Origin of the sequence: Kitasatospora sp. NPDC001261, assembly GCF_042896795.1 — a bacterium.
GTDB lineage: Bacteria > Actinomycetota > Actinomycetes > Streptomycetales > Streptomycetaceae > Kitasatospora.
In genome coordinates, this window is record NZ_JBIAXP010000001.1 from 94,428 (window position 1) to 119,907 (window position 25,480).

The 25,480-nt window shown below is 72.5% G+C and carries 20 protein-coding genes; 2 read left to right on the forward strand and 18 right to left on the reverse strand.

What is annotated here, in order from left to right:
- Positions 1–5: 5 nt before the first annotated feature.
- Positions 6–2,780 carry an alpha/beta fold hydrolase gene (locus ACFY4B_RS00470; RefSeq protein ID WP_387966123.1) on the reverse strand — a complete coding sequence of 925 codons (2,775 nt, stop codon included), beginning with the start codon at positions 2,778–2,780 and terminating at the stop codon, positions 6–8.
- Positions 2,781–2,913: 133 nt separating this feature from the next.
- On the opposite strand from ACFY4B_RS00470, the gene ACFY4B_RS00475 reads away from it, so the two are divergent.
- Complete coding sequence (locus ACFY4B_RS00475; protein ID WP_049649534.1) at positions 2,914–3,933, forward strand: mechanosensitive ion channel family protein; 1,020 nt, start codon at positions 2,914–2,916, stop codon at positions 3,931–3,933.
- Between the two features lie 92 nt (positions 3,934–4,025).
- On the opposite strand, the gene ACFY4B_RS00480 is transcribed toward ACFY4B_RS00475, so the two are convergent.
- The 4 genes from ACFY4B_RS00480 to ACFY4B_RS00495 all read right to left on the reverse strand — a co-directional run bounded on the left by ACFY4B_RS00480 (position 4,026) and on the right by ACFY4B_RS00495 (position 6,789).
- Positions 4,026–4,505 (reverse strand): GNAT family N-acetyltransferase, encoded by a 480-nt coding sequence (locus tag ACFY4B_RS00480; protein WP_387966124.1) that lies wholly within the window; start codon positions 4,503–4,505, stop codon positions 4,026–4,028.
- 1 nt (position 4,506) lies between these two features.
- Complete coding sequence (locus ACFY4B_RS00485) at positions 4,507–5,445, reverse strand: RluA family pseudouridine synthase (RefSeq protein WP_049649532.1); 939 nt, start codon at positions 5,443–5,445, stop codon at positions 4,507–4,509.
- A gap of 53 nt (positions 5,446–5,498) precedes the next feature.
- A complete protein-coding gene (gene lspA, locus ACFY4B_RS00490) occupies positions 5,499–6,083 on the reverse strand; it encodes a signal peptidase II (protein WP_380741666.1) in 585 nt (194 codons plus the stop codon).
- A 241-nt stretch (positions 6,084–6,324) separates the two neighbouring features.
- Entirely contained in the window at positions 6,325–6,789 is a 465-nt protein-coding gene (locus ACFY4B_RS00495; RefSeq protein ID WP_234348203.1) for a TraR/DksA family transcriptional regulator, read from the reverse strand.
- 698 nt (positions 6,790–7,487) lie between these two features.
- On the opposite strand from ACFY4B_RS00495, the gene ileS reads away from it, so the two are divergent.
- Complete coding sequence (gene ileS / locus ACFY4B_RS00500) at positions 7,488–10,619, forward strand: isoleucine--tRNA ligase (RefSeq protein ID WP_387966125.1); 3,132 nt, start codon at positions 7,488–7,490, stop codon at positions 10,617–10,619.
- 218 nt (positions 10,620–10,837) lie between these two features.
- Here ileS and ACFY4B_RS00505 read toward each other — a convergent pair whose 3' ends face one another.
- The 13 genes from ACFY4B_RS00505 to ACFY4B_RS00565 form a co-directional block, all read right to left on the reverse strand.
- Positions 10,838–12,190 (reverse strand): DivIVA domain-containing protein, encoded by a 1,353-nt coding sequence (locus ACFY4B_RS00505; protein ID WP_049649529.1) that lies wholly within the window; start codon positions 12,188–12,190, stop codon positions 10,838–10,840.
- 59 nt (positions 12,191–12,249) lie between these two features.
- Positions 12,250–12,531 (reverse strand): YggT family protein, encoded by a 282-nt coding sequence (locus ACFY4B_RS00510; RefSeq protein ID WP_030060143.1) that lies wholly within the window; start codon positions 12,529–12,531, stop codon positions 12,250–12,252.
- Between the two features lie 99 nt (positions 12,532–12,630).
- On the reverse strand, positions 12,631–13,248 hold the full coding sequence (locus tag ACFY4B_RS00515) for a cell division protein SepF (RefSeq protein ID WP_049649528.1): 618 nt from the start codon (positions 13,246–13,248) through the stop codon (positions 12,631–12,633).
- A 307-nt stretch (positions 13,249–13,555) separates the two neighbouring features.
- Positions 13,556–14,344, reverse strand: coding sequence for a YggS family pyridoxal phosphate-dependent enzyme (locus ACFY4B_RS00520; protein ID WP_079271769.1), 789 nt, complete (start codon positions 14,342–14,344; stop codon positions 13,556–13,558).
- Positions 14,344–15,075 (reverse strand): peptidoglycan editing factor PgeF, encoded by a 732-nt coding sequence (pgeF, locus tag ACFY4B_RS00525; protein ID WP_181970547.1) that lies wholly within the window; start codon positions 15,073–15,075, stop codon positions 14,344–14,346. Before pgeF ends, ACFY4B_RS00520 begins: the two co-directional genes overlap by 1 nt.
- The gene (ftsZ, locus tag ACFY4B_RS00530) at positions 15,072–16,304 is read right to left on the reverse strand and encodes a cell division protein FtsZ (protein WP_049649527.1); all 1,233 of its coding nucleotides are present in this window, start codon (positions 16,302–16,304) and stop codon (positions 15,072–15,074) included. Before ftsZ ends, pgeF begins: the two co-directional genes overlap by 4 nt.
- A 364-nt stretch (positions 16,305–16,668) precedes the next feature.
- Positions 16,669–17,445, reverse strand: a complete 777-nt coding sequence (locus ACFY4B_RS00535; RefSeq protein WP_049649526.1) for a cell division protein FtsQ/DivIB — start codon at positions 17,443–17,445, stop codon at positions 16,669–16,671.
- Positions 17,438–18,544, reverse strand: coding sequence for an undecaprenyldiphospho-muramoylpentapeptide beta-N-acetylglucosaminyltransferase (gene murG / locus ACFY4B_RS00540; protein WP_049649525.1), 1,107 nt, complete (start codon positions 18,542–18,544; stop codon positions 17,438–17,440). Before murG ends, ACFY4B_RS00535 begins: the two co-directional genes overlap by 8 nt.
- Positions 18,545–18,550: 6 nt before the next feature.
- Positions 18,551–19,888, reverse strand: coding sequence for a putative lipid II flippase FtsW (gene ftsW / locus ACFY4B_RS00545; RefSeq protein ID WP_369808259.1), 1,338 nt, complete (start codon positions 19,886–19,888; stop codon positions 18,551–18,553).
- A 91-nt stretch (positions 19,889–19,979) separates the two neighbouring features.
- Entirely contained in the window at positions 19,980–21,437 is a 1,458-nt protein-coding gene (murD, locus tag ACFY4B_RS00550; RefSeq protein WP_117487435.1) for a UDP-N-acetylmuramoyl-L-alanine--D-glutamate ligase, read from the reverse strand.
- On the reverse strand, positions 21,434–22,495 hold the full coding sequence (gene mraY, locus ACFY4B_RS00555; protein ID WP_074000913.1) for a phospho-N-acetylmuramoyl-pentapeptide-transferase: 1,062 nt from the start codon (positions 22,493–22,495) through the stop codon (positions 21,434–21,436). The genes murD and mraY overlap by 4 nt, the downstream gene beginning before the upstream one ends.
- On the reverse strand, positions 22,495–23,898 hold the full coding sequence (gene murF / locus ACFY4B_RS00560) for a UDP-N-acetylmuramoyl-tripeptide--D-alanyl-D-alanine ligase (protein ID WP_117487436.1): 1,404 nt from the start codon (positions 23,896–23,898) through the stop codon (positions 22,495–22,497). The genes mraY and murF overlap by 1 nt, the downstream gene beginning before the upstream one ends.
- On the reverse strand, positions 23,895–25,460 hold the full coding sequence (locus ACFY4B_RS00565) for a UDP-N-acetylmuramoyl-L-alanyl-D-glutamate--2,6-diaminopimelate ligase (RefSeq protein ID WP_049658287.1): 1,566 nt from the start codon (positions 25,458–25,460) through the stop codon (positions 23,895–23,897). Before ACFY4B_RS00565 ends, murF begins: the two co-directional genes overlap by 4 nt.
- Between the last annotated feature and the right edge of the window lie 20 nt (positions 25,461–25,480).

Consider the following 25,480-nt stretch of genomic DNA (forward strand, 5'->3'; position numbering starts at 1 on the left):
GGCACTCACGCTCCACCTCCGATCAACGACAGGAACGCGTCCTCCAGCCGCCGCTGCGGCCCGGCGCTCTCCACCGGCACCTCCAGCCGCACCAGTTCGGCCAGCAGCTCGCTGGCCGCCAGTCCGTCCAGCCGCACCAGCAGTCCGCCCTCGACGGCCTCCGCCGAGCCGACCCCGGCCAGCGCGGCCACCTTGTCGGCCACCGAGGCCGGGTCGTACGGCTCGGCGATGCCGATCATCAGCAGCTCGCCGGCGCCCACGATGTCCGCGACCGGGCCGGCCGTGACCAGCCGCCCGCGGTCCATCACCACCAGGTCCGTGCAGCTCTGCTCGACCTCGGACAGCAGGTGGCTCGACACGATCACGGTCCGCCCGCCGGCCGCGTACCGGATCATCACCTCGCGCATCTCCCGGATCTGCGGCGGGTCCAGCCCGTTGGTCGGCTCGTCCAGGATCAGCAGGTCCGGCATCCCGAGCATCGCCTGCGCGATCGCCAGCCGCTGCCGCATGCCCTGCGAGTACGTCCGCACCGCGCGGTCCAGCGCCTCGCCGAGCCCGGCGATGGCCAGCGCCTCGTCGAAGCGCGCGTCGGCCTCCGGCCGTCCGGTCGCCTGCCAGTACAGCCGCAGGTTGGCCCGCCCGGTGAGGTGCGGCAGGAAGCCCGCGCCCTCCACGAACGCCCCGACCCGCGACAGCACCGGCGCGCCGGGCCGCACCAGGTGCCCGAAGATCCTGATCTCCCCGGCGTCCGGCCGGATCAGTCCCATCAGCATCCGCAGCGTGGTGGTCTTGCCCGCGCCGTTCGGCCCGAGCAGCCCGAGCACCTGCCCCCGCTCCACCCGGAAGCCCAGCTCCCGTACGGCGTAGCGGTCCTGGGCGCCCTTGTAGCGCTTGCTCAGCCCGCTGATCAGCAGCGGCACGGCGGCCAGCTCCGGGTCGAAGCCGGGCCCGGCGGCGGCCCGCCGGCGCCGCAGCCGCGGTGCCAGCAGCAGGGCCGCGGCCGCCAGGACGGCGATCACCGGCAGCAGCCAGGTCCGCGCGGGCAGCGGCGCCGCCTCGGTGACCAGCTCCTCGACGGTGGGCACGGTGAGCGCCCCGGCCGGCGCCACCCGGTAGGTGGCCGGCTCGACCGGCGAGGCGTACGCGAGGTCGGTGCTCGCCAGCACCAGCCGCACCCGGTGCCCGGCCGGGAAGGTGTGGTCCACGGTCGGCAGCGCCACCGTGACGGTCTGCCCGGCGTCCGCGCCGGTGACCCGCAGCGGGGCGGCCAGCTGCTGCGGCAGCACCGCCTTGCCGTCCGGGCCGACGTCGTACAGCTTCGCGAACAGCACCGCGTCCGGCCGGTCGGCCGTCACCCGCACCGGGACGGTCGGCTGCCCGGTCAGGTGCAGCGGCGAGTCCAGCGGCGCAGAGTCGAAGGCGGCGTTCTGCCCGGGGAAGTCCAGGGAGAGCCCGGCGCCCAGCGAGGCGGCCTGGCTGAGCGCGCCGACGCCGGGCAGTGTCGAGATGCCGGGCGGCGCGCCGCCGGGCGGGTTGGCGAGGGTCTGCTCGCCGCCGGCCAGTTCGACGGTCCGCGAGCCGGTCCCGCCCAGGCCCGGGTACCGGTCAGCGGTGGCCCCGCGCAGCACGGCCTGGAAGCCGGTCGAGTCGACCCCGCCGGTGCGGGTGACCCGGAACGCGGCGCCGGTGTCGTTGCCGCGGCCCTTCAGATAGTGGTCGAACCAGGCGGTGACCCGGTCGTCGACCCGGGCGCTGGTGTCCGTCCCGCCGTCGTGGCCGCCGGCGAACCAGTCGACCGCCACCGGTGCGCCGTTGGCGGCCACCGCCTTGGCGATCCGGTCGCCCTGGTCCAGCGGGAACAGCGAGTCCTGCTGCCCCTGCACCACCAGCGTCGGCGCCTTGAGCTGCGCCGCCACCGAGGACGGGCTGGAGCGGTCCAGCAGCGCGACGGCCTCCGGGTCGGCGTGCCCGGCGGTGGCGACCCGGTCGTACATCTGGCAGAGCGACTCCAGGAACCGCCCGCAGCCGACCGGCCCGTCCGCCTTCGGCCCGGGGCCGCCGCTCTCCCGCGGCGCCTCCCCGGAGGGCCCGAGGTCCCCGGCCGAGCCGGTGGTGAAGAAGATCCCGGCCCACAGCTTCTTGAACACGCCGTCCGCCGCGCCCGAGCCCTGCACGCCCTGCGGGAACAGCGCGTCGGCCAGGTTCCACCAGGTGATCTGGGTGGCCACCGCGTCGATCCGGTGGTCGTACGCGGAGGCCAGCAGCGAGACCGCCCCGCCGTACGAGGCGCCGGTGATGCCGACCTTCGGGTCGCCGGGCCCGTCCAGCTGCACCTCGGGCCGCTGGGCCAGCCAGTCCACCAGGTGCTTGACGTCCTCGACCTCGCGGTCGGGCGCGTTCAGGCCGATCTTCCCGCCCGAGTGCCCGAAGCCGCGCGCCGACCAGGTCAGCACCGCGTACCCCTGCCGGGCCAGCTGCTCGGCGCGCTGCCGCTCGCCCTCCTTGGAGCCGCCGAAGCCGTGGGCGAGCAGCACCGCCGGGCGCGGACCGCCGCCGGTGGTGAAGAAGGAGGTGTCCAGCTGGACCTGCTGGGCGCTGCCGGGCGTCTCCGGCATGCTGAGGAAACGGTCCTCCTGACGGACCGCCTGCTCACCGCCGGACGCCACCGTCGCGGTGCCGGCCGCGGCCACGGCCGCCAGGGCCACCGCCCCGGCCAGCAGCCTGTGTCTGACCGTTGTTCCCCGGGCGCGCCAGCGACGCCATGCCCCACCGAACTCCATGGCCGCTGATCGTATCCGCCGTCCGGGTAGGCGTCCGATAAAGGCACCCCCTGGAAGCGCCGCCCGGGGTGTCACCCGAGCCCCGCACCGTTACGTCCGCTTCGCCCCACTGTGCCCGGGTATCGTACGGCGCATGCTCCGGCCGCTGCTCTCGCTGCTCGCCACCGTCGCCGCCACCCTGGCGATCGGCTGGATCGTCGACCAGGCCCTCCAGCGGATCGCCGCCCGCCAGCCGTCGGCACCGGTCTGGCCGCTCCTGCGCCGCTGCCGGATCCCGCTCCAGCTCGCCGTCGTGTCGGCCCTGCTGCTCGCCGCCAAGCCGCTCCAGCGGATCTTCCACCTGAAGCACGACGACGGCGCCCAGCACCTGCTCCTGCTGCTCCTGCTCGCCTCGCTGGGCTGGCTCACCGTCCGCGTGGTGGCCGCCGTCCTGGAGGCCCTGCTCAGCCGGTACGAGAGCCGCGTCGACGACCCGGCCCGGGTCCAGCGGGTGCGCACCCAGATCAGCATGCTGCGCCGGGCGGCCGACGCGCTGATCGTCGTGGTCACGGTGGCCGTGATGCTGCTGACCTTCTCCGCCATGCGCACCATCGGCGCCAGCCTGCTCGCCTCGGCGGGCATCATCGGCATCGTGGCCGGCATCGCCGCCCAGAGCACCCTGGGCAACTTCTTCGCCGGCCTCCAGATCGCCTTCGGCGACACCGTCCGGATCGGCGACACCGTCGTGGTGGACGGGCAACAGGGCACCGTCGAGGAGATCACCCTCAGCTACCTGGTGGTCCGGCTCTGGGACTACCGCCGGCTGATCGTCCCGGTCTCGTACTTCGTCAACAAGCCCTTCGAGAACTGGACCCGCCGCGACCCCGGCCTGCTCGCCGCCGTCCTGCTCCACCTCGACCACACCACCCGGGTGGACGAGCTGCGCACCACCCTGCGCGCCCGCCTCGACCGGCACCCGCTCTGGGACGGCGGCGAGTGGGCCCTCGACGTCACCGACACCACGCCCAGCACCATCGTCGTCCGCGCCACCATGACCGCCCGCACCCCCGACGACGCCGCCCGGCTCCGCTTCGACATCCGCGAGCAGCTCATCGCCCACCTGCGCGACGAGCACCCCCACGCGCTCCCCCGCCTCCGCACCACCGACACCTGACCGGCGCCCGGCCCCGCCGGCGAAGCCCCGAAAAGCGGAGTTCCCCGCGCCCCGGAACAGGGGCGCGGGGAACCGCGCGATCAGAGCGGGTCCTACAGCACCCGTGTCATCGTCCGGTGCGGTATCCCGGCGTCGTCGTACACCGGCCCCTCGGCCACGTACCCCAGCCGCTCGTAGAACCCGAGCGCCCGCACCTGCGCGTGCAGCTCGACCTCCACGCCCCCGCGCGCGGCCCCCGCGGCCTCGACGGCCCGGACGAGTTCCGCGCCCAGCCCCGTCCCCCGGGCCGCCGCGACGACCGCGAGCCGCCCGAGCAGCACGCGCCCCTCGACGCCCCCGGTGAGCCCGCGCGCCTGCTCGCCGAAGATCAGCCGCGCCGTCCCCAGCGCGGCCCCGTCGGCCCCGACGGCCAGCAGGTGCACCGAGGTCGCGTCGTACTCGTCGTACTCCAGCTCCTCGGGCACGTTCTGCTCGACGACGAAGACCTCGCGCCGGACGGCCCGCGCCAGCTCCAGGTCCGCCTCCCCGTCGACGACCCGGACGGTGACGGCCGGCACCTCGGCGGCCGTCATCTCAGCTCTCCGCCGCGATGATGTCCAGCGCCTTCTTCAGGTCCTCCGGGTACTCGCTGGAGAACTCGACCCACTGCCCGTCCGCCGGGTGCTCGAAGCCGAGCGACACCGCGTGCAGCCACTGCCGGGTCAGCCCGAGCCGCTTGGCCAGCGTGGGGTCGGCGCCGTACGTGAGGTCGCCCACGCAGGGGTGCCGCAGCGCGGACATGTGGACGCGGATCTGGTGGGTGCGCCCGGTCTCCAGCTTGATCGCCAGCAGCGACGCGGCCCGGTACGCCTCGATCAGGTCGTAGTGGGTGATCGACGCCTTGCCATCGCGGGTGACGGCCCACTTCCAGTCCGAGCTGGGGTGCCGTCCGATCGGCGCGTCCACCGTCCCGCTCATCGGGTCCGGGTGGCCCTGCACCAGCGTGTGGTAGCGCTTCTCGGTGATCCGGTCGTGGAACTGCCGCTTGAGGTCGGTGTACGCGCGCTCGGACTTGGCGACGACCATCAGCCCGGAGGTGCCGACGTCCAGGCGGTGCACGATGCCCTGGCGCTCGGCGGCGCCCGAGGTGGAGATCCGGTACCCGGCCGCGGCCAGTCCGCCGATCACGGTGGGGCCGGTCCAGCCCGGGCTGGGGTGCGCGGCGACGCCGACCGGCTTGTCGATCAGCACGATGTCCTCGTCGTCGTGCACGATGCGCATGCCCTCGACGGGCTCGGCGACGATCCGCACCGGCGCGGCCGGGGCGGGGATCTCGACCTCCAGCCAGGAGCCGGCGGTCACCCGGTCCGACTTGCCGGCCACGGCGCCGTCGATCATCACCTTGCCGTCGGCGGCCAGCTCGGCGGCCTTGGTCCGGGAGAAGCCGAACATCCGGGCCAGGGCGGCGTCGAGGCGCTCGCCCTCCAGGCCGTCGGGAACGGGGAGGCTGCGGATCTGCGCTGCGGTACTCACCCGTACGAGTATGCCGGAACCGCGGCCCTCCCCCGCCCGCCGGCGGTCCGGCGCTACTTCTCGCCCTGCTCCGGCTTCCCGGCCTTCCCGGCCTTCTCGACCTCCTGGTGGACGGTCCCGTCCGGGTTGCTGCCCCGGAAGGAGAGCAGGACCACCAGGATTCCGCCGCAGACGATCGCCGAGTCCGCGAGGTTGAAGACCGCGAAGTACTGGACGGAGACGAAGTCCACCACGTGGCCGCGGAAGACCCCGGGCGCGCGGAACAGCCGGTCGGTGAGGTTGCCGAGCGCCCCGCCGAGCAGCAGCCCGAGCGCGATCGCCCAGGGCAGGCTGTACAGCTTCCGGGCGATCCGCCAGATCACAACGATGACGGAGGAGGCGATCACCGTGAAGACGACGGTCAGCGCCTGCCCCATCCCGAAGGCCGCGCCCGAGTTCCGGATCACCTGGAGGGTGAGCACGTCCCCGATCACCTTGATCGCCGCGTGGTTCTCCAGCCGGGCGACCACCAGCAGCTTGCTGCCGAGGTCGATCAGGAGGGCGAGCACCGCGACGACCAGCAGCACGCCGATCCGCCGCGGACCCTTGGGCTTCCCGTCCGTCGTGGTGTCCGCGGACGCCCCGGTCGGCTCGGCCACGGGCACCTCCACGGCATCGGCGGGGGTCGGGACGGCGTCGTCCCGGGTCTGGGGGGAACCTTGCGTGCTGATGATCCGCTCCGCTGCCGGTGGAGCTCCCCCGGTCCGCAGGAGGGGGAGGGTGGTGGGCCGGTGATGGCCTGCCCGCGTTCACGAACGCGTCAGGCGGCATCCTTCAGGCGACGTTACGGGGTCGAGCGTACGGCAAGCCCGACCCCTCGCGTCCCTCCGGCCGCCCTGGTCAGCGGCGTTCCTGCTTGGCCTTGCACTGCACACAGAGCGTCGCCCGGGGGAAGGCCTGCATCCGGGCCTTGCCGATGGCCTGCCCGCAGGACTCGCAGGTGCCGAAGCCGACGCCCTCCAGCCGCTCCAGCGCGCGCTCGGTCTGCGCCAGGCTGTCGCGCGCGTTGTTGGCCAGCGCCAGTTCGCTCTCCCGCGAGATGTTCTTCGTACCGGCGTCCACCTGGTCGTCGCCGGCCCCGTCGTTGGAGTCGCGCATCAGGCCGGAGATGGCCGCCTCGGCGGCGTCGATCTCGCTGCGGAGCCGGTCCAGCTCGCTGATCAGCTCGTCGTGCAGCTCGTGGACCTCCTCGGTGGTCCACGGGTCCTCGCCCGGCCGGACCGGCAGCGTGGCCGGGTCCACGGACTCGGCGCCGCGCGGCGCGGTGACGGTGTCGGTGCCGTTCTTCGGTGCGGTAGTGGTCACGGTCCCCTCCCCTGGGTCGACCGCCACGGCCTTGCGTGCCCGCTTGGTGGCGGTACCCGCGCCGGTTCCCTTCTCAGCCATGGCTTTCGACCCCATCTACGAACGAATCGAGCCGCCGGTTCCCGGCGGCTTCCAGTGCCGGAACGATAATCCCGATCAAAACCGGTCACAACATGACATACCGACGCCTCATAACGTTCCCACCCAGGCAGCCGCCCCAACCGTCACGCCCCGTGCGCTCATGGATTTGTGCCCAGATCGACTCCGGCTAACCTCCGCCGCCGCACGCCCCCGGAGTGCTCCCGAAGCGCTCCCGGAGCATGGCCGGAGCACTCCCGGGGCGCCCACCGGCGCGCCCGCGGACCGCCCGCCGGGAAACGCTTTGGACAAACCGACTCGCCCGGCCGATACACTGGGCCTGCAAGGCGCAGATGGGACGAGTACCGACGTACGCAGCCACCAGCGACCCGGGGACGGTGCGAGCCCGGGGGTGTGCACGGCGGGAAGATCACCCCGGAGCCGCCGGAAGAACGGCCGCCGCGATGCCGCAGCGGCCCACTAGACCCGGCAGCAAGCCCAAACAAGAGGGCCGCGAACAGCAGTACCGCGGCCAAGGAGGGTGGTACCGCGGGGCGGCCTGGTCCGTCTCGTCCCTCCGGAGGATCCAGTCCCAGCATCCGCCGGAGGTAGACGCCGCGATGGCCAGCACCTACAACCCCGTCCCCGCGCAGGTGGATCTGCCTGCCCTGGAACACCAGATCCTGTCGTTCTGGCAGGACAACAAGATCTTCCAGCGCAGCCTGGAGCAGTCCGAGGGCCGCCCCGAGTGGGTGTTCTACGAGGGCCCGCCGACCGCCAACGGCATGCCCGGCGCCCACCACATCGAGGCCCGCGTCTTCAAGGACGTCTTCCCGCGCTTCCGGACCATGAAGGGCTACCACGTCGCCCGCAAGGCCGGCTGGGACTGCCACGGCCTGCCGGTCGAGCTCGCCGTCGAGAAGGAGCTGGGCTTCTCCGGCAAGCAGGACATCGAGGCGTACGGCATCGCCGAGTTCAACGCCAGGTGCCGTGAGTCCGTCACCCGCCACACCGACGCCTTCACCGAGCTGACCACCCGCATGGGGTACTGGGTCGACCTCGACGAGGCCTACCGGACGATGGACCCGTCGTACGTCCAGTCCGTCTGGTGGTCGCTGCGGCAGATCTTCGACAAGGGCCTGCTGGTCCAGGACCACCGCGTCGCCCCCTGGTGCCCGCGCTGCGGCACCGGCCTCTCGGACCACGAGCTGGCCCAGGGCTACGAGACCGTGGTCGACCCCTCGGTCTTCGTCCGCTTCCCGCTGACCAGCGGCCCGCTGGCCGACCGGGCCGCCCTGCTGGTCTGGACCACCACCCCGTGGACCCTGGTCTCCAACACCGCCGCCGCCGTCCACCCGGAGGTCACCTACGTGGTGGCCACCGACGGGAACGAGCGGCTCGTCGTCGCCGAGCCGCTGCTCGCCAAGGCGCTCGGCGAGGGCTGGGAGACCACCGGCGAGTCCTTCACCGGCGCCGAGATGGAGCGCTGGGCCTACCGCCGCCCCTTCGACCTGGTCGAGATCGAGAACGCCCACTACGTCGTCACCGCCGAGTACGTCACCACCGAGGACGGCACCGGCATCGTCCACCAGTCCCCCGCCTTCGGCGCGGACGACCTCGCGACCTGCCGCCGGTACGGCCTGCCGGTGGTCAACCCGGTGCTCGGCGACGGCACCTTCGCCCCCGAGGTCCCGCTGGTCGGCGGCCAGTTCTTCAAGAAGGCCGACGAGGACCTGGTCGCGGACCTCAAGGAGCGCGGCCTGCTCTTCCGCCACCTGCCGTACGAGCACAGCTACCCGCACTGCTGGCGCTGCCACACCGCGCTGCTCTACTACGCGCAGCCGTCCTGGTACATCCGGACCACCGCCGTCAAGGACGCGATGATCCGTGAGAACGAGGCCACCAACTGGTTCCCGGACACGGTCAAGCACGGCCGCTTCGGCGACTGGCTGAACAACAACATCGACTGGGCGCTCAGCCGCAACCGCTACTGGGGCACCCCGCTGCCGATCTGGCGCTGCGAGGAGGGCCACCTCACCTGCGTCGGCTCGCTGGCCGAGCTGTCCGAGCTCACCGGCACCGACCAGAGCAGCCTCGACCCGCACCGCCCGTACATCGACGCGGTGACCTTCGACTGCCGCGACTGCGGCGGCACCGCCACCCGCGTGCCCGAGGTCATCGACGCCTGGTACGACTCGGGCTCGATGCCCTTCGCCCAGTACGGCTACCCGTACCAGAACAAGGAGCTGTTCGAGAAGCGCTACCCGGCGCAGTTCATCTCCGAGGCGATCGACCAGACCCGCGGCTGGTTCTACACGCTGATGGCGATCGGCACCCTGGTGTTCGACAAGAACAGCTACGAGAACGTCGTCTGCCTGGGCCACATCCTGGCCGAGGACGGCCGCAAGATGTCCAAGCACCTGGGCAACATCCTCCAGCCGATCCCGCTGATGGACCAGCACGGCGCCGACGCCGTCCGCTGGTTCATGGCGGCCGGCGGCTCGCCCTGGTCGGCCCGCCGGGTCGGCCACGGCACCATCCAGGAGGTGGTCCGCAAGACCCTCCTCACCTACTGGAACACCGTCGCCTTCCAGGCCCTGTACGCCCGCACCTCGAACTGGGCGCCGTCCGCGAACGACCCGGCCCCGGCCGACCGCCCGCAGCTGGACCGCTGGGTGCTCTCCGAGCTGAACACCCTGGTCCGCGAGGTCGACGCGGCCTACGAGGCGTACGACACCCAGCGCGCCGGCAAGCTGCTGTCCGGCTTCGTCGACGACCTGTCCAACTGGTACGTCCGCCGCGGCCGCCGCCGCTTCTGGCAGGGCGACGCCGCCGCGCTCGCCACGCTGCACGAGGCGCTGGAGACGGTCACCCGCCTGATGGCCCCGCTCACCCCGTTCATCACCGAGCGGGTCTGGCAGGACCTGGTCGTCCCGGTCGCCCCGGAGGCTCCGGCCTCGGTGCACCTGGCCACCTGGCCGGAGGCCGACGAGTCGCTGATCGACACCGAGCTCTCCAAGCACATGGCGCTGGTCCGCCGCCTGGTCGAGCTGGGCCGGGCCACCCGCGCCGAGTCCGGCGTGAAGACCCGTCAGCCGCTGTCCCGCGCGCTGGTCGCCGCCCAGGGCTGGGAGGAGCTGCCGGCCGACCTGCGCGCGCAGATCGCCGAGGAGCTCAACGTCTCCACCCTGGAGTCGCTGGCGGAGGTCGGCGGCTCGCTGGTCGACACCAGCGCCAAGGCCAACTTCCGCGCGCTGGGCAAGCGCTTCGGCAAGGGCGTGCAGGACGTCGCCAAGGCGGTCGCCGCCACCGACGCCGCCCGCCTGGCCGCCGAACTGCGCGCCACCGGCGAGACCTCGGTCGAGCTGGACGGCGAGACGGTCACCCTCTCCCCGGACGAGGTGATCATCACCGAGACCCCGCGCGAGGGCTGGGCCGTCGCCAACGAGTCCGGCGCCACCGTCGCCCTCGACCTGGCCATCACCCCGGAGCTCAAGCGGCTCGGCATCGCCCGCGACGCCATCCGCCAGATCCAGGAGGCCCGGAAGAACTCCGGCCTGGACGTCGCCGACCGCATCGTCCTGCGCTGGCGCGCCGCCTCGGAGGAGACCGCCGAGGCGATCGCCGAGCACGGTCCCCTCGTCGCCGAGGAGGTCCTCGCCACCGACTTCGCCGCCGGTGCCGCCGACTGGGAGTCCGAGACCTTCGCCGACGAGTCGCTCGGCCTGGCCTTCCAGCTCCGCAAGGCCTGACCGCCCGACAACGAAGCCGCCGTCACCCCGGGGTGACGGCGGCTTCGCCGTACCCGCCCACGCCCCGCAGCCACCCCGGCTCCCGCACGCCCCCGCCCGGATCCCCACGCCCCCGGCCGCAGCGCTTCCCCTCCCCGCACGCCCCCCACACAGAAGAGCGCCCCCTCCCCGACCCGTGGGTCGGAAAGGGGGCGCTCTCGGAAGGCGCTGCTACAACCTCAGTTGTCGCCGTCCTCGTCGATCAGGAAGCCCCGCATCGGCGCCGGAGCCTGCTGCATCGGCTGCGGCGGCTGCGGACGGACGGCCGCCATCGGCTGGGTCATCCCGGCCGGCTGCATCTGCGGAGCACCGCTGTTGCCACCGGTCGACTGGCCGCCGAAGCTCGGCGCCGAGGAGTTGCCACCGAAGGAGCTGTTCCCGCCGAAGGACGGCGAGTTGCCCCCGAAGGACGGCTGGCCGCCGCCGAAGCTCGGCGCACCGCTGCTCATCGCGCCGGCACCGGCCGGAGCCATCGACGAGGCCGCCGGCGGCAGCGACGCGGTGGCGGGGATCCGCGGCGGGGCGAGCGAGTCGTCGGCCTGCGACTCCAGCTGACGCAGCTGGGTCTCCAGGTACGACTTCAGACGGGTGCGGTACTCACGCTCGAACGCCCGCAGGTCCTCGACCTTGCGCTCCAGCGTGGCCCGCGCCGACTCCAGCGAGCCCATCGCGACGCGGTGCTTCTCCTGCGCGTCCCGCTCCAGCGCGTCGGCCTTCGCACGGGCGTCGCGCTCCAGGCCCTCGGCCCGGCTGCGCGCCTCGCCGACGATCTTGTTGGCCTCGGAGCGGGCCTCGGAGATCGCCTGGTCGGCGGTCTGCTGAGCGAGCGCCAGCACGCGGGCCGCGCTGTCGCCACCGGGGCCCTGCTGCTGCATCGGGGCGCCCATCGGCTGCATCTGCTGCTGCTGCGGGCCGCCCATGGGGCCGCCCATCGGCTGCATCTGCTGCTGGCCCATGCCCTGGCCCATCGGGTTGCCCATCTGCTGCGGGCCACCGGGACCGCCCATGGGCTGGAGCATCTGACCGCCCATCGGCTGGACCAGCTGCTGCTGGCCGCCCATGGTCTGGTTCATCTGCTGCTGCTGCGGGCCGCCGGCAGCGGGAAGCTGCGGGGCGGATCCGGCGGGCAGGCCGAGGGGCTGGTTGCCCATCTGCTGCTGCGGGCCGCCGGGGCCCATCTGCTGCGGACCACCCGGACCCATCTGCTGCGGACCACCGGGGCCCATCTGCTGCGGGCCGCCCGGACCCTGCTGGCCGGGGACCGGCGGACCGGATATGGCGGCCGGCACCGGAGCGCCGCCCTGTCGGGGCGCGTCCTGCTGCGGCTCCTTGCGCAGGTTGGCCTGGTTCTGCGCGGCGGCACGAGTCGCCGCGGCCAGCTTGGCGCGCAGGTCCTCGTTCTCCCGGAGGAGGCGGGTCAGCTCCGCCTCGACCTCGTCGAGGAAGGCATCGACCTCGTCCTCGTCATAGCCTTCACGCAGGCGGACGGTCGTGAACTGCTTGTTCCGAACGTCCTCGGGGGTCAATGGCATCTCTTCACCTCAACGTGATCGTCGGCACACCGGCATCCTGTCGCATCGCTCACCTACGACTAGGGGTGCACAAGCGAGATCAGGACATACACAATGATCATCAGTACGAAGAAGGACAGGTCGAGCGCCACGCCCCCGAAACGCAACGGCGGAATGAGCCGCCGAAGAAGCTTGAGCGGCGGATCCGTGACAGTGTACGTGGCCTCCAGGACCAGGACCATGGCCTTGCCGGGCCGCCACGAACGCGCGAACTGGAAGACCCAGTCCATGACCAGTCGTACGAGCAGGAACACCAGGAAGACGGTCAGGGCGTAGTAGAGCACCGCCCACACGATGTCCATCGCGTTTCCCTCTCCCCGGTCCCGATCCCTCGGGCCTGCCGCTCGTCACCTGTCGCTAAACCACTGTTGATCAGATCCACACGTAAAGTCGTGGCCGGGTCAGCTCTGGTTGAAGAACCCACCCTCGGCGATCCGAGCCTTGTCCTCCGCCGTGACATCGACGTTAGCAGGCGACAGCAGGAACACCTTCTGTGTCACGCGCTCGATACTGCCGTGCAGACCGAAGACGAGTCCAGCGGCGAAGTCTACGAGGCGCTTCGCGTCGGTGTCGTCCATCTCCGTCAGATTCATGATCACGGGGGTGCCGCCGCGGAACTGTTCCCCGATGGTACGGGCCTCGTTGTAGGTCCGGGGGTGCAGCGTGGTGATGCGGTAGGGCTCTCGTTCGTTCACGACCTTGGGCATGATCACCGGTGCGCTCTTCTCCAGGTTGTGGCGACGTTCGGGTGTGATGGACGACACGGGGGCCATCCTCGGAGTCTCCTGTCGGATCGGCACCGCCGCGGGCACCGGCTGCGGGGCGATCGAGGAGACCGGAGCGGGCGCGGCGGCCACCGGAGCCGGGGCCGGCCGGGGGATGTCCTCGGTCCGCTGGCCCGTCCGGATCGGCTCGGGGTCCGCGTCGTAGTCGTCGTCGGGGTCGTACCCCTGGCCGTCGTACGTCTCGTCCTCCACGAGGCCGAGGTAGACCGCCATCTTGCGCATTGCGCCGGCCATGCTCCTGTCTCCTCCGCTCATAGCCACCTCGCTGACGCTCGGTGGCGGGCTTCGCGATGCGCGCACCTTCTGATGGTCGCTCGCTCCGCTCGCTCCGTCAGGACCGGCTCCGTCCCGGCAACCCGGGCACATGACGGCCCTGCCTGCGGATTCCGCGGCCCCTCCACGACGGCGCGTCAGCCCGACGGCCGGTCAGTTTCGTGGAGTGGGGGCCGCGGAGCTGCGATCCACGGTTCGCTAGCGCTCCGAAGAGCTGCTAGATTCTGTCCTATTTTGTCCTGCTGTCTGATCTACTTACCCGGTGACGTTACCTGAGGGGTGACCTCACTCCGAGTACCGCCGTTCCGACGCGCACATGTGTCGCTCCGGCGGCAATCGCCTGCTCAAGGTCGCCGCTCATCCCTGCGGAGACCATGGTGGCAGCCGGATGGTCCGCCCGTACGGCGGTTGCGATTTCCGTCAGCCGATCGAAGGCGCGGGCCGGATCCCCGGCCAGCGGGCCCGCCAGCGGAGCGACGGTCATCACACCGTCCAGCCGCAGCCCGGGCGTGTCGGCGATCGCGTCGGCCAGTTGCGCGACGTCCTCCGGCGCGACCCCCGCCCGGTGCTCACCCTCCCCGTACGCCTTGTCCAGCGCCACCTGCACCAGGCAACCCAGCTCCGGGCGCTCCGACTTGAGCACCGCCGCGGAGAGCGACTGGACCAGCCGGAGCCGGTCCACCGAGTGCACGTGGTTCGCGTACCGGACGACCGAGCGGACCTTGTTGGTCTGCAGCTGGCCGACGAAGTGCCAGTCAAGAGGAAGGTTTCTGCACTGCTCCGCCTTGGGAGCGGCGTCCTGGTCACGGTTCTCCGCGACGTCCGTCACACCGAGTCCGGCCAGCAGCGCGGTGTCCTCGGCGGGGTAGGTCTTGGTGACGACGACCAGGGTGACCTCGCTCCGGGCGCGCCCGGCGGCCGCGCAGGCGTCCGCGATCCGGCGCTCGACCACGTCGAGGTTGGTGCCGAGTTCCTCGTACCGGGCCCGCTGGCCCTCCGTCAGCGCCGCCACGAACGCGGCGCTCCCCGGGAACGGTCCGTAGATGTCGTTCGTCATCAGTGATCAGAGCCCAACCAGACGTAGCTCGCGAGCCGGCCGGTGCGCTGCTCGCGGCGATAGGAGTAGTGATCGGCGGATTCGAGGGTGCAGACCGGTGACCTCACCAGCTCCTTGACCCCCGCCGCGGCCAGCTGGGCCGCGACTCCCTCCGGCACGTCCAGGGCCGGAGTCCCCCAGGACGTCTCGGCGAAGGCCTCCGGCACCACCGCGGCGACCTCGGCGCGCAGTTCGGCCGGCACCTCGTAGCAGCGGCCGCAGACCGCGGGCCCGGTGGCGGCGGTGATCCGCGAGGGCTCCGCGCCCAGTTCGACCATCGCCCGGACGGCCGCGGGCACCACCCCGGCCGCCAGCCCGGGCCGGCCCGCGTGGGCCGCGCCCACCACGCCCGCCACCGGATCGGCCAGCAGCACCGGGGTGCAGTCGGCGGTCAGCACCGCCAGCGCGAGCGGCCGGTCGGAGACCACCGCGTCCACCGTCGGGGCCTGCCCGAGCGGCTGGCGCTCGGTCACCACCGCGACCTCGGCGCCGTGCACCTGGTTCATCCACACCACGTCGGCCGGGTCGAGCCCCAGCCGCCGGGCGGCCAGCGCCCGGTTCTCCCGCACGGCCTCCGGGTCGTCCCCCACCGCGCCGCCGAGGTTGAGCTCCCCGTACGGCGAAGTGCTCACCCCGCCCCACCGTGAGGTGAAGGCGAAGTGAGCACCCGCGCGGATCGCGTGATCGATCACTTAAGGAAATCCGGGACGTCGAGCTCCTCGGCCGGGCTCTCCACGAACGGCTGCCGGGCCGGCTGCACCTGCGGCGGAACCGGGGCGGAGGCGGTCGTGGTGGTCGAGGTCTCGGCGCTCCGGCTCGACGTGGTGGTCGAGGACTCGCCCTCCGAACGGGACGTCACCGAGCCGATCGTCCCGTACGGGCGGCCGGCCGGGCGCTCCGGGGCGGCCGGCGGGGTGGCCGGGCGCTCCGGGGTGGTGGACTTGACGACCGGGTCGCGGACGATCGCCGGCGGCTGCCCGCCGTCGAAGCCGGCCGCGATGACGGTGACCCGGACCTCGTCGCCGAGCGCGTCGTCGATGACGGCACCGAAGATGATGTTCGCCTCGGGGTGCGCCGCCTCGCTGACCAGCTGGGCCGACTCGTTGATCTCGAACAGACCGAGGTCGGAGCCGCCCGAGATGGACAGCAGCACGCCGCGGGCGCCGTCGATCGAGGCCTCCAGCAGCGGCGAGGAGATCGCCATCACGGCGGCGGCCTTGGCGCGGTCCTCACCGCGGGCCGAGCCGATGCCCATGAGCGCCGAACCGGCGTCCGACATGACGGACTTGACGTCGGCGAAGTCGAGGTTGATCAGACCCGGGGTGGTGATCAGGTCGGTGATGCCCTGGACACCGGAGAGCAGGACCTGGTCGGCCGAGCGGAACGCGTCGAGGACGCTGACCTGGCGGTCCGAGATGGACAGCAGCCGGTCGTTGGGGATCACGATGAGGGTGTCGACCTCTTCGCGCAGGGAGGCGATGCCGTCCTCGGCCTGGTTGGCCCGGCGGCGGCCCTCGAAGGTGAAGGGGCGGGTGACCACGCCGATCGTCAGGGCGCCCAGCGAGCGCGCGATGTTGGCGACGACGGGCGCGCCGCCCGTGCCCGTGCCACCGCCCTCGCCGGCGGTCACGAAGACCATGTCGGCCCCCTTGAGGACCTCCTCGATCTCCTCGCGGTGGTCCTCGGCGGCCTTGCGGCCGACCTCGGGGTTGGCGCCGGCGCCGAGGCCCCGGGTGAGTTCACGGCCCACATCGAGCTTGACGTCGGCGTCGCTCATCAGGAGGGCCTGCGCATCGGTGTTGATCGCGATGAACTCGACGCCCTTGAGACCGACCTCGATCATCCGGTTGATGGCGTTGACACCACCGCCGCCGATTCCGACGACCTTGATGACTGCGAGGTAGTTCTGCGGTGCTGCCACGTCGAAGGCCTCTCGCCTCGAATTTCCGGGTCGGCCCGACCCGGGGCGGGGCCGTACCGACGGATGTCGATGGGTAGGGAGCCTGGTTTCTGACTGAATGTCCGAAATGCCGACCGCCGACCCCAACCCTAAACTTGACCTTTAGGGTTAGTTCTGTGTCTCCGTCACATCACCAGGAAACACAGTCTGGTGACACAGGACACTAGGTGGCTCCAGGCACGCGTTTCAACGAACACGCCGAGCTTCCCTTTTTCTTTTGAGCCTATGTGATCATCGGCCGGCTTAGGAAACCGGGGGTGACCACCAAGAGTCGGGCCGACACTTCAAGGCGTCAACCCCTCCCTCAGGCAGAGAACCTACCGGATCATCCCGACACCGCCGGCGCCTCCGGCGCCGTCACGTCGAAGTTCGTGCCCTTCTGGTTCAGGAGCGCGACCAGGACCCGGGCCTTGCGGTCGATCTGCTCCGGACTCCCCCAACGCACCGTCGCACCCCCGCTGAGCTGCAACTGGATGTCGTCGTACGAGTGCACCAGCACCGAGCCGACCCGCTTGGCGACCTCCGGCGGCAGCCCGGCGGCCACCGCCACCGCGCCCTGCACCAGCTGCGGACGGGAGATCACCCCGTCGACGTCGTTCGCCTGCTGACTGAGTCGCAGCTCGACCACCGGGACGCCCTCGGGCGGGGCCGGTTCGGTGGCGAAGCTCACGCCCCCGGCGTCGACCTGGGTGAACCGGCCGTCGTCCCCCTTGACCGCGGCCACCGCCGTGCGCTGGACGACCTTCACCCGCAGGGTGTGCGGCCAGCCCCGCCACACCTCGGCCCTGGCCACCCGGGGGATCCCCTCCACCCGGTGCCGGACGCCGTCCAGGTCCACCCGCGCCAGCGGCCCGTCGCCGAGCCCGCCGACCGCCTCGCGGACCTGGTCCGGCGTCAGCTTGTCGTCGCCCGCGCCCTGGACGGCGACGGTGCGCACGTCCAGGACCGAGGAGAAGAACACCAGCCAGGCCAGCACGCCGAGCACCGCGGCGCCGAGCGCGCCCAGCACCACGATGCCCCGCCGGGAGAGCCGGAGGCGGGGAGCGGACTCCTCCACCTCCAGCTCCTCCTCCAGCGGGTCGGCGAGCCGGCCGTCAGCCACGGCGGCGGCCGCCGCGGTGGGCCTGGATGGCCTCGTAGACCATGCCGACCAGCAGGTCGTCGGCGTCCCGGCGGCCGAACTCGGCGGCCGAACGGCTCATGTCCCACAGCCGCTGCGGGTCGGTGAGCACCGGCAGCACGTTCTGCAGCACCCAGTCCGGGGTCAGCTCGGCGTCGTCCACCAGCAGACCGCCGCCGGCCTTGACCATCGGCTGGGCGTTCAGCCGCTGCTCGCCGTTGCCGATCGGCAGCGGGACGAACGCGGCGGGCAGGCCGACGGCCGCCAGCTCGGCCACCGTCATGGCGCCGGCCCGGCAGAGCATCATGTCGGCGGCCGCGTAGGCGAGGTCCATCCGGTCCAGGTACGGCACCGGGCGGTACGGCGGCATCCCGGGGACGTCCGCCACCTGCGGCAGCTCGTTCTTCGGGCCGACCGCGTGCAGGATCTGCACGCCGTACTGCTGGAGCCGCGGGGCGATCGCGGTGATCGTCTCGTTGAGCCGGCGGGCGCCCTGGGAGCCGCCGGAGACCAGCAGGGTGGGCAGCCGCTGGTCGAGGCCGAAGTACTGGCGGGCCTCCGGACGGGCCGCGCCGCGGTCCAGGGTGGCGATGGTCCGGCGCAGCGGGATGCCGATGTACCGGGAGTCGCGCAGCTTGCTGTCCGGCGTGGAGACCGCCACGAAGTCGCTGTAGCGGGCCCCGATCTTGTTGGCCAGGCCCGGGCGGGCGTTCGCCTCGTGCACCACGATCGGCACCCCGGCCCGCTTGGCGGCCAGGTAGGCGGGCATCGCGACGTAGCCGCCGAAGCCGACCACGGCGTCCGCGTTGACCCGCTCGATGATCTCCTGGGCGGCCCGGACGGTGCCGCGCAGCCGGCCGGGGACGGTGATCAGCTCCGGGGTGGGCTTGCGGGGCAGCGGGACGGCCGGGATGAGCTCGAGCTGGTAGCCGCGCTCGGGTACCAGTCGGGTCTCCAGTCCGCGCTCGGTGCCCAGGGCGGTGATCCCGACGGACGGGTCGTGCCTGCGGAGGGCATCCGCGAGGGCCATGGCCGGCTCGATGTGACCGGCGGTCCCCCCGCCGGCGAGTACGACATGCACCGAAATTCACCGCTCCCTGCGTGCCGGCCCCGGGGCCGGGCGCGCTGTGGTTCGTCGTCGTGGCAGCACCCGGGCCAGTTGTCTCCTGATCCGGGAGTTCTTGCTCCGGGCGGCCAGGGCCGCCTTCGCGCCCGAGGTGCTGCGCGCCAGGCACAGCAGCACACCGATCGCGGACATGGCCGACAGCATGGCGGAACCGCCGTAGGAGAACAGCGGGAGCGGGACGCCCGCGATGGGCAGCAGTCCCAGCGCCGACCCCAGGTTGATCATGGCCTGCGCCATGATCCAGGTGGTGGCGGCTCCCGCGGCGTACCTGACGAAGGGCTCCTTCGTACCGATGGCCACACGGATACCCGCGTAGCCTAGTGCCGCGAAGAGACCGAGCACCGACAGCGTCCCCACCAGACCGAGTTCCTCGCCGGTCGCGGCGAAGATGAAGTCGGTGTGCGCCTCGGGCAGCTGGCCCCATTTCTCCACGCCGGCGCCGAGGCCGGTACCGAAGCCGCCGCCGTTGGCGAACGCGAAGACGCCGTGCAGGGCCTGGAAGCAGGCGCCCTCCGGGTCGAGCTTGGTGACGCCGATGCAGCCCAGCCGCTCGGCCCGGTGCGGGACGGTGACCACCAGCGCGGTGCAGACCACCACCGCCACCCCGACGGTGGCCACGAACAGCCGCAGCGGCGCGCCGACCATCCAGAGCAGCGCGAACAGCATCGCCACCAGGATCATCGAGGTGCCCATGTCGCCGCCGAACATGATCAGCGCGAGCAGCAGCAGGGCCCCCGGCACCAGCGGCACCAGCAGGTGCTTCCACGAGTTGAGGGTGCCGGCCTTCTGCTTGCGGGCGAGCAGGTCGGCGCCCCAGAGCACCAGCGCGAGCTTGGCGAACTCCGAGGGCTGGAACTGGAAGAAGCCGAAATCCAGCCAGTTCTGGTTGCCGTTGATCCGCACCCCGATGCCGGGGATGGCGACCAGGGTGAGGGCGCCGATCACCGCGATCATCACCGGGTAGGTGATCACCCGCAGCACCGCCACCGGGACGGAGGCGAAGCCGATCAGCAGGACCAGGCCGAGGATGGCCGCGATCAGCTGCTTGAGGAAGTAGTACTGCGCCGTGTGGTGCTGGTTCAGGGCGAGGATCTGCGAGGCCGAGAAGACCATCATCAGGCCGAGCACGACCAGCAGCAGGGTGCTGCCGAGCACCAGCAGGTACGGGGTGAGCGGCCGGTCCAGCCAGTACCGCCACCGGGCCCGGAAGGCCTGGAGACGGGCCAGCGGACCGGCCGACTTGTACTTGGTCGTGGTGGCGGAGATCACCCTCATCGGCTCGGCGGCGTCCCGCTTCACAACGCCGGAATCCGCTCTGCCCTGCCCCGCCACCGCTCCCCGCTCACTCTCTCCGTCCGACGCGCCCGCGCCGGCCCGTCCACCCGCCTGACTACTCGCCCGCCAGCTCCCGGACGGACGCCGCGAAGAGGTCGCCGCGCTCGCCGTAGTTGGTGAACATGTCCATCGAGGCGCAGGCCGGCGCCAGCAGCACCGTGTCACCCGATCGGGCGAGCGACGCGGCCGTTCGAACGACCTCGGCCATCGCCACCGCGCCAGTCTGGCCCTCGGCCGCCTCGATCACCGGCACATCCGGAGCGTGTCGCTCCAGCGCCTCCCGGATCACCGCCCGGTCCTGGCCGATCAGCACCACGGCGCGCAGCCGCTCGGCCGCGCCCTGCACCAGGTCGTCGAAGGTCGCGCCCTTGGCCAGGCCCCCGGCGATCCAGACGATCGGCCGGTAGGCGGCCAGCGAGGCGGCCGCCGCGTGGGTGTTGGTGGCCTTGGAGTCGTCGATGTACGTGACCTCGCGGACCACGCCGACCTCGGCGATCCGGTGGGCGTCCGGGCGGAAGGCCCGCAGGCCCTCCCGGACGGCCTTCGGCTCGACGCCGTACGCCCGGGCCAGCGCCGCCGCGGCGAGCGCGTTGGCGATGTTGTGCGGGGCCGGCGGGTTGACGTCCGACACCGCGCCCAGCTCGGCCGCGTTCTTGGCCCGGTCCTCGACGAAGGCGCGGTCCACCAGCAGCCCGTCCACCACGCCGAGGTTCGACGGGCCGGGGGCGCCGAGGCCGAAGCCGATCGCCCGGCAGCCCTCCTCGACGTCGGCCTCGCGGACCAGCGCCTCGGTGGCCGGGTCGGCCAGGTTGTACACGCAGGCGACCGTGTTGCCCTCGTAGATCCGGCCCTTGTCGGCGGCGTACGCCTCCATCGAGCCGTGCCAGTCGAGGTGGTCGGGCGCCAGGTTGAGCACCGCGGCCGAGTGCGGGCGCAGCGAGGGCGCCCAGTGCAGCTGGTAGCTGGAGAGCTCGACGGCGAGCACGTCGTACGGCTCCTCGGCGAGCACCGCGTCCAGGACCGAGACCCCGACGTTGCCGACGGCGGCGGTGCGCTTGCCGGCGGCGGTGAGGATCGAGGCGAGCATCTGGACGGTGGTGGTCTTGCCGTTGGTGCCGGTGACGGCCAGCCAGGGGGCGGGCTCGCCGGTGCCGGGCAGCGGCCTGCGCAGCCGCCAGGCCAGCTCGACGTCGCCCCAGACCGGCACCCCGGCCGCCTCGGCTGCGGCGAACAGCGGGCTGTCCGGCGCCCAGCCGGGCGAGGTGACGATCAGTTCGGTGCCCTCGGGCAGGCTCGCGCCGTCGCCGAGCCGCACGGTGACGCCGAGCGCCTCCAGCTCGGCGGCCCGGGCGGCCAGGCCGGGGCCGCTGCCGCCGTCCACCACGGTGACCCGGGCGCCGAGGCCGTGCAGGACGCGCGCGGCGCTGATGCCCGAGACGCCGAGCCCGGCGACGGCGACCGGCAGGCCGGCGAAGTCCGGGTTGGCCGGGGTGGTCAGGTCGGGGTCGGTCATCCGGTCACCCATCCCGCGTAGAACAGGCCGAGGCCGACGGCGACGCACAGGCCCTGGATGATCCAGAACCGGACGACGATCAGGACCTCGGTCCAGCCCTTGAGTTCGAAGTGGTGCTGCAACGGCGCCATCTTGAAGACGCGCTTGCCGGTCATCCGGAAGGAGCCGACCTGGATGATCACCGAGAGGGTGATGATCACGTAGAGGCCGCCGAGCAGCGCGAGCAGCAGCTCGGTGCGGGAGCAGATCGCCAGACCGGCCAGGGCACCGCCGAGGGCGAGCGAGCCGGTGTCACCCATGAAGATCTTGGCGGGCGAGGTGTTCCACCACAGGAAGCCGAAGCAGGAGCCCATCAGGGCGGAGGCCACGACGGCGAGGTCCAGCGGGTCCCGGATGTCGTAGCAGTTGGCGGTCGCGGTGATCGCGTAGGCGCAGCTCTGGGTGTGCTCCCAGATGCCGATGAAGGTGTAGGCGCCGAAGACCATCACCGAGGCGCCGGTGGCCAGGCCGTCCAGACCGTCCGTCAGGTTCACGCCGTTCGACATCGCGGCGATCATGAAGTACGCGAAGATGACGAACAGGACGGGGCCGATCGCCCACTTGAAGTCCCGGACGAAGGACAGGCTCTGGGACGCCGGGTTGAGCCCGCGGTCGTCCGGGAACTGCATCGCCAGGATGGCGAACCCGAGGCCGACGATCGACTGGCCGGCCAGCTTCGCCTTGGCCCGCAGGCCCAGCGAGCGGCGCTTGACCACCTTGATGTAGTCGTCCAGGAAGCCGACCAGGCCGAGGCCCGCGGTCAGGAAGAGCACCAACAGCCCGGAGGCGGTCGGGCTCTCGCCCGTTATCGCCTTCGTGGCGAAGTACGCGATCAGGGTCGCCAGGATGAAGGCGATGCCGCCCATGGTGGGCGTGCCCTTCTTGCTGTGGTGCGCCTTGGGGCCGTCGTCCCGGATGTACTGGCCGTAGCCGTGCTTCGCGAGCACCTTGATCAGGGCGGGGGTGCCGAGCAGCGACAGGATGAGACCGATCATCCCGGAGAAAAGGATCTGCTTCATCAGGCGGCCACACCGTCCGTCAGGAGGGCCTCGGCCACCTTCTCCAGCCCCACCGAACGGGAAGCCTTCACCAGGACCACGTCCCCCGGCCGCAGCTGACTGCGCAGCAGCTCGACCGCCGCGTCCGCGTCGGACACCAGCACCGACTCCTCACCCCACGAACCTTCGTTCCTCGCGCCGAGTTCCATGCAGGCCGCCTCGCGTCCGCCGACCGCCACCAGCTTGGTGACGTCCAGCCGGACGGCGAGCCGCCCGATGGCGTCGTGCTCGGCCAGGCTGTCCTCGCCGAGCTCCCGCATCTCGCCGAGCACCGCCCAGGTGCGGCGGCGCTCCGGGCCCCGGCCACCCATCGAGACGAGCGCCCGCAGCGCGGCCCGCATCGAGTCGGGGTTCGCGTTGTAGGCGTCGTTCACGACGGTGACACCGTCGGCCCGGTCGACGACCTCCATGCGCCAGCGGGACAGCGCACCCGCTTCGCCCAGGGCTGCCGCGGTGTCGTCGACGGACATCCCGAGCTCCACCGCCACCGCTGCGGCGGCGAGGGCGTTCGAGACGTGGTGCTCACCGTACAGGCGCAGCTGCACGGGCGCGGAACCGGCCGGGGTGGTGAGCGTGAACGATGGCCGCCCGGTGGCGTCCAGGCGAACGTCGGTGGCCCGGACGTGGGCGTCCGGCGATTCCCCGAACAGGACCACCTTCGCCCTGGTACGGGAGGCCATCGCGCGCACCAGCCGGTCGTCCGCGTTGAGGATCGCGGCGCCGTCGGCGGGCAGCGACTCCACCAGTTCGCCCTTGGCCTCGGCGATCGCCTCCTGGGAGCCGAACTCGCCGACGTGGGCGGTGCCGACGTTGAGCACCACGCCGATCCGGGGCGGGGTGATCGAGGTGAGGTACTCGATGTCGCCCTTGTGCCGGGCGCCCATCTCCATGACCAGGTGCCGGGTGCCGGCCTCGACCCGCAGCGCGGTCATCGGGTGGCCGATCTCGTTGTTGAGCGAGCCGGGCGGGTAGACGGTCTCGCCGCGGCGCTGGAGCAGCTGGGCGATCAGGTCCTTGGTGCTGGTCTTGCCGGCCGAGCCGGTCAGCGCGACCACGGCGGTGCCCCCGGCGCGGGCGACCACGGCGCGGGCCAGCCGGCCGAGCGCCTCCACCACACTGTCGACCAGGACGGCGGGCACGCCGACCGGGCGGGAGGCCAGCACCGCGACGGCGCCGTCCCCGACCGCCTTGGCCGCGTAGTCGTGGCCGTCCACGTGCTCGCCGACGAAGGCCGCGAACAGGCCGCCGGGGGCCACCTTCCGCGAGTCGACCTCGACCGGGCCGGTGACCAGGGCGTCCGGGTCGGCGCCGTCCAGCGTGCCTCCGACGGCGGCGGCCACCTCGGCGAGGGTCAGTGCGATCACTGCTGCTCTACTCCTCGGTCGCCCCGTGCGGCCGTGGTCCGCGCGATGGATTCGCGCAGCACCTCCCGGTCGTCGAAGGGGCGGATCTCGTCTCGTACGTACTGGCCGAGCTCGTGGCCCTTGCCGGCCACCAGCACGGTGTCCCCCGCCCGGGCGCGCGCGACGGCGAGGCCGATCGCCTCGGCCCGGTCGGGGACGACCAGGACGTCGCCGCGCTCGGCCTCGGGCACCGCGGCGGCGCCGGTCAGCATGGTGGCGAGGATCGCCAGCGGGTCCTCGCTGCGCGGGTTGTCACTGGTCAGCAGGGCGGTGTCGGCGAGACGGGCGGCGATGGCGCCCATCGGGCCGCGCTTGTGCGGGTCGCGGTCGCCGCCGCAGCCGACCACGACGTGCAGCCGGCCCTCGGTGACCTCGCGCAGCGAGGCGAGGACGGCCTGCAGGGCGTCCGGCTTGTGCGCGTAGTCGACGACGGCGACGAACGGCTGTCCGGCGTCCACCCGCTCCAGCCGGCCGGGCACGCCGGGGACGGCGGCGACGCCGGCCACGGCCCGCTCCAGCGGCAGGCCGGCGGCGACCAGCAGGGTGATCGCGGCGAGCGCGTTGGCGACGTTGAACGGGCCGGGCAGCGGGACGGAGGCCTCGGCCTCGGCGCCGTCCGGGCCCAGCACCTTGAAGGTGGAGCCGACCGGCCCGAGCCGGACGTCCACGGCCCGCCAGTCGGCCGCCGCGGCGCCGGTCGCGGAGAAGGTGGTCACCGGGATCTTGGCCTCGGCGGCGAGCCGGCGGCCGTACTCGTCGTCCAGGTTGACCACGCCGTGGCGGGACTTGCCGGGCTGGAAGAGCCGGGCCTTCGCCTGGAAGTAGTCCTCCATGTCCGGGTGGAAGTCGAGGTGCTCGGGGGTCAGGTTGTTGAACAGCGCGACGTCGTACGCGACCCCGTCGGTGCGGCCGAAGACCAGGGCGTGGCTGGAGACCTCCATGGTCACCGCGTCGGCGCCGCGCTCGGCCATCACGCCGAGGATCGCGTGCAGGTCGGTGGCCTCGGGGGTGGTGCGCTCGCTCTTGATCCGCTCCTCGCCGACCCGCATCTCGACGGTGCCGATCACGCCCGGGCTGCGCCCGGCGCCGCGCAGGCCGCCCTCGACCAGGTAGGAGGTGGTGGTCTTGCCGTTGGTGCCGGTCAGCCCGATCATCAGCAGCCGCCGGGAGGGGCGGCCGTAGACGATCGCGGCCAGCTCGCCCATGACGGCCCGCGGCCGGTCGACGACCAGCAGCGGCAGGCCGGTGGCGGCCGCCTGCTCGGCGCCGGCCGGGTCGGTGAGCACCGCCACCGCGCCGGACTCCGCGGCCTTGCCGGCGAACGCCGCGCCGTGGTGGTTGGCGCCCGGGAAGGCCACGTACACGTCGCCCGGACGGACCGCGCGGGAGTCGTGGGTGACGCCGGTGACGGCGCCGCCCTCGACGGGCGGCAGGCCCAGTTCGGCGGCCAGCTCGGCGAGCGGCAGGGCGGTGGTCCCGGTCGGACGGGGCGGACTCACGGTGGTTTGATCGGGTTTCGGCACGGCGGGAAGGCTATCCGCCG

What these genes read in the sequence shown, in the direction of transcription:
- ACFY4B_RS00470 (WP_387966123.1), bottom strand. Translation starts at nt 2,780, where the DNA reads ATGGAGTTCGGTGGGGCATGGCGTCGCTGGCGCGCCCGGGGAACAACG.
- ACFY4B_RS00475 (WP_049649534.1), top strand. Translation starts at nt 2,914, where the DNA reads ATGCTCCGGCCGCTGCTCTCGCTGCTCGCCACCGTCGCCGCCACCCTG.
- ACFY4B_RS00480 (WP_387966124.1), bottom strand. Translation starts at nt 4,505, where the DNA reads ATGACGGCCGCCGAGGTGCCGGCCGTCACCGTCCGGGTCGTCGACGGG.
- ileS (WP_387966125.1), top strand. Translation starts at nt 7,488, where the DNA reads ATGGCCAGCACCTACAACCCCGTCCCCGCGCAGGTGGATCTGCCTGCC.
- ACFY4B_RS00505 (WP_049649529.1), bottom strand. Translation starts at nt 12,190, where the DNA reads ATGCCATTGACCCCCGAGGACGTTCGGAACAAGCAGTTCACGACCGTC.
- ACFY4B_RS00510 (WP_030060143.1), bottom strand. Translation starts at nt 12,531, where the DNA reads ATGGACATCGTGTGGGCGGTGCTCTACTACGCCCTGACCGTCTTCCTG.
- ACFY4B_RS00515 (WP_049649528.1), bottom strand. Translation starts at nt 13,248, where the DNA reads ATGGCCGGCGCAATGCGCAAGATGGCGGTCTACCTCGGCCTCGTGGAG.
- ACFY4B_RS00520 (WP_079271769.1), bottom strand. Translation starts at nt 14,344, where the DNA reads ATGACGAACGACATCTACGGACCGTTCCCGGGGAGCGCCGCGTTCGTG.
- murD (WP_117487435.1), bottom strand. Translation starts at nt 21,437, where the DNA reads ATGACCGACCCCGACCTGACCACCCCGGCCAACCCGGACTTCGCCGGC.
- mraY (WP_074000913.1), bottom strand. Translation starts at nt 22,495, where the DNA reads ATGAAGCAGATCCTTTTCTCCGGGATGATCGGTCTCATCCTGTCGCTG.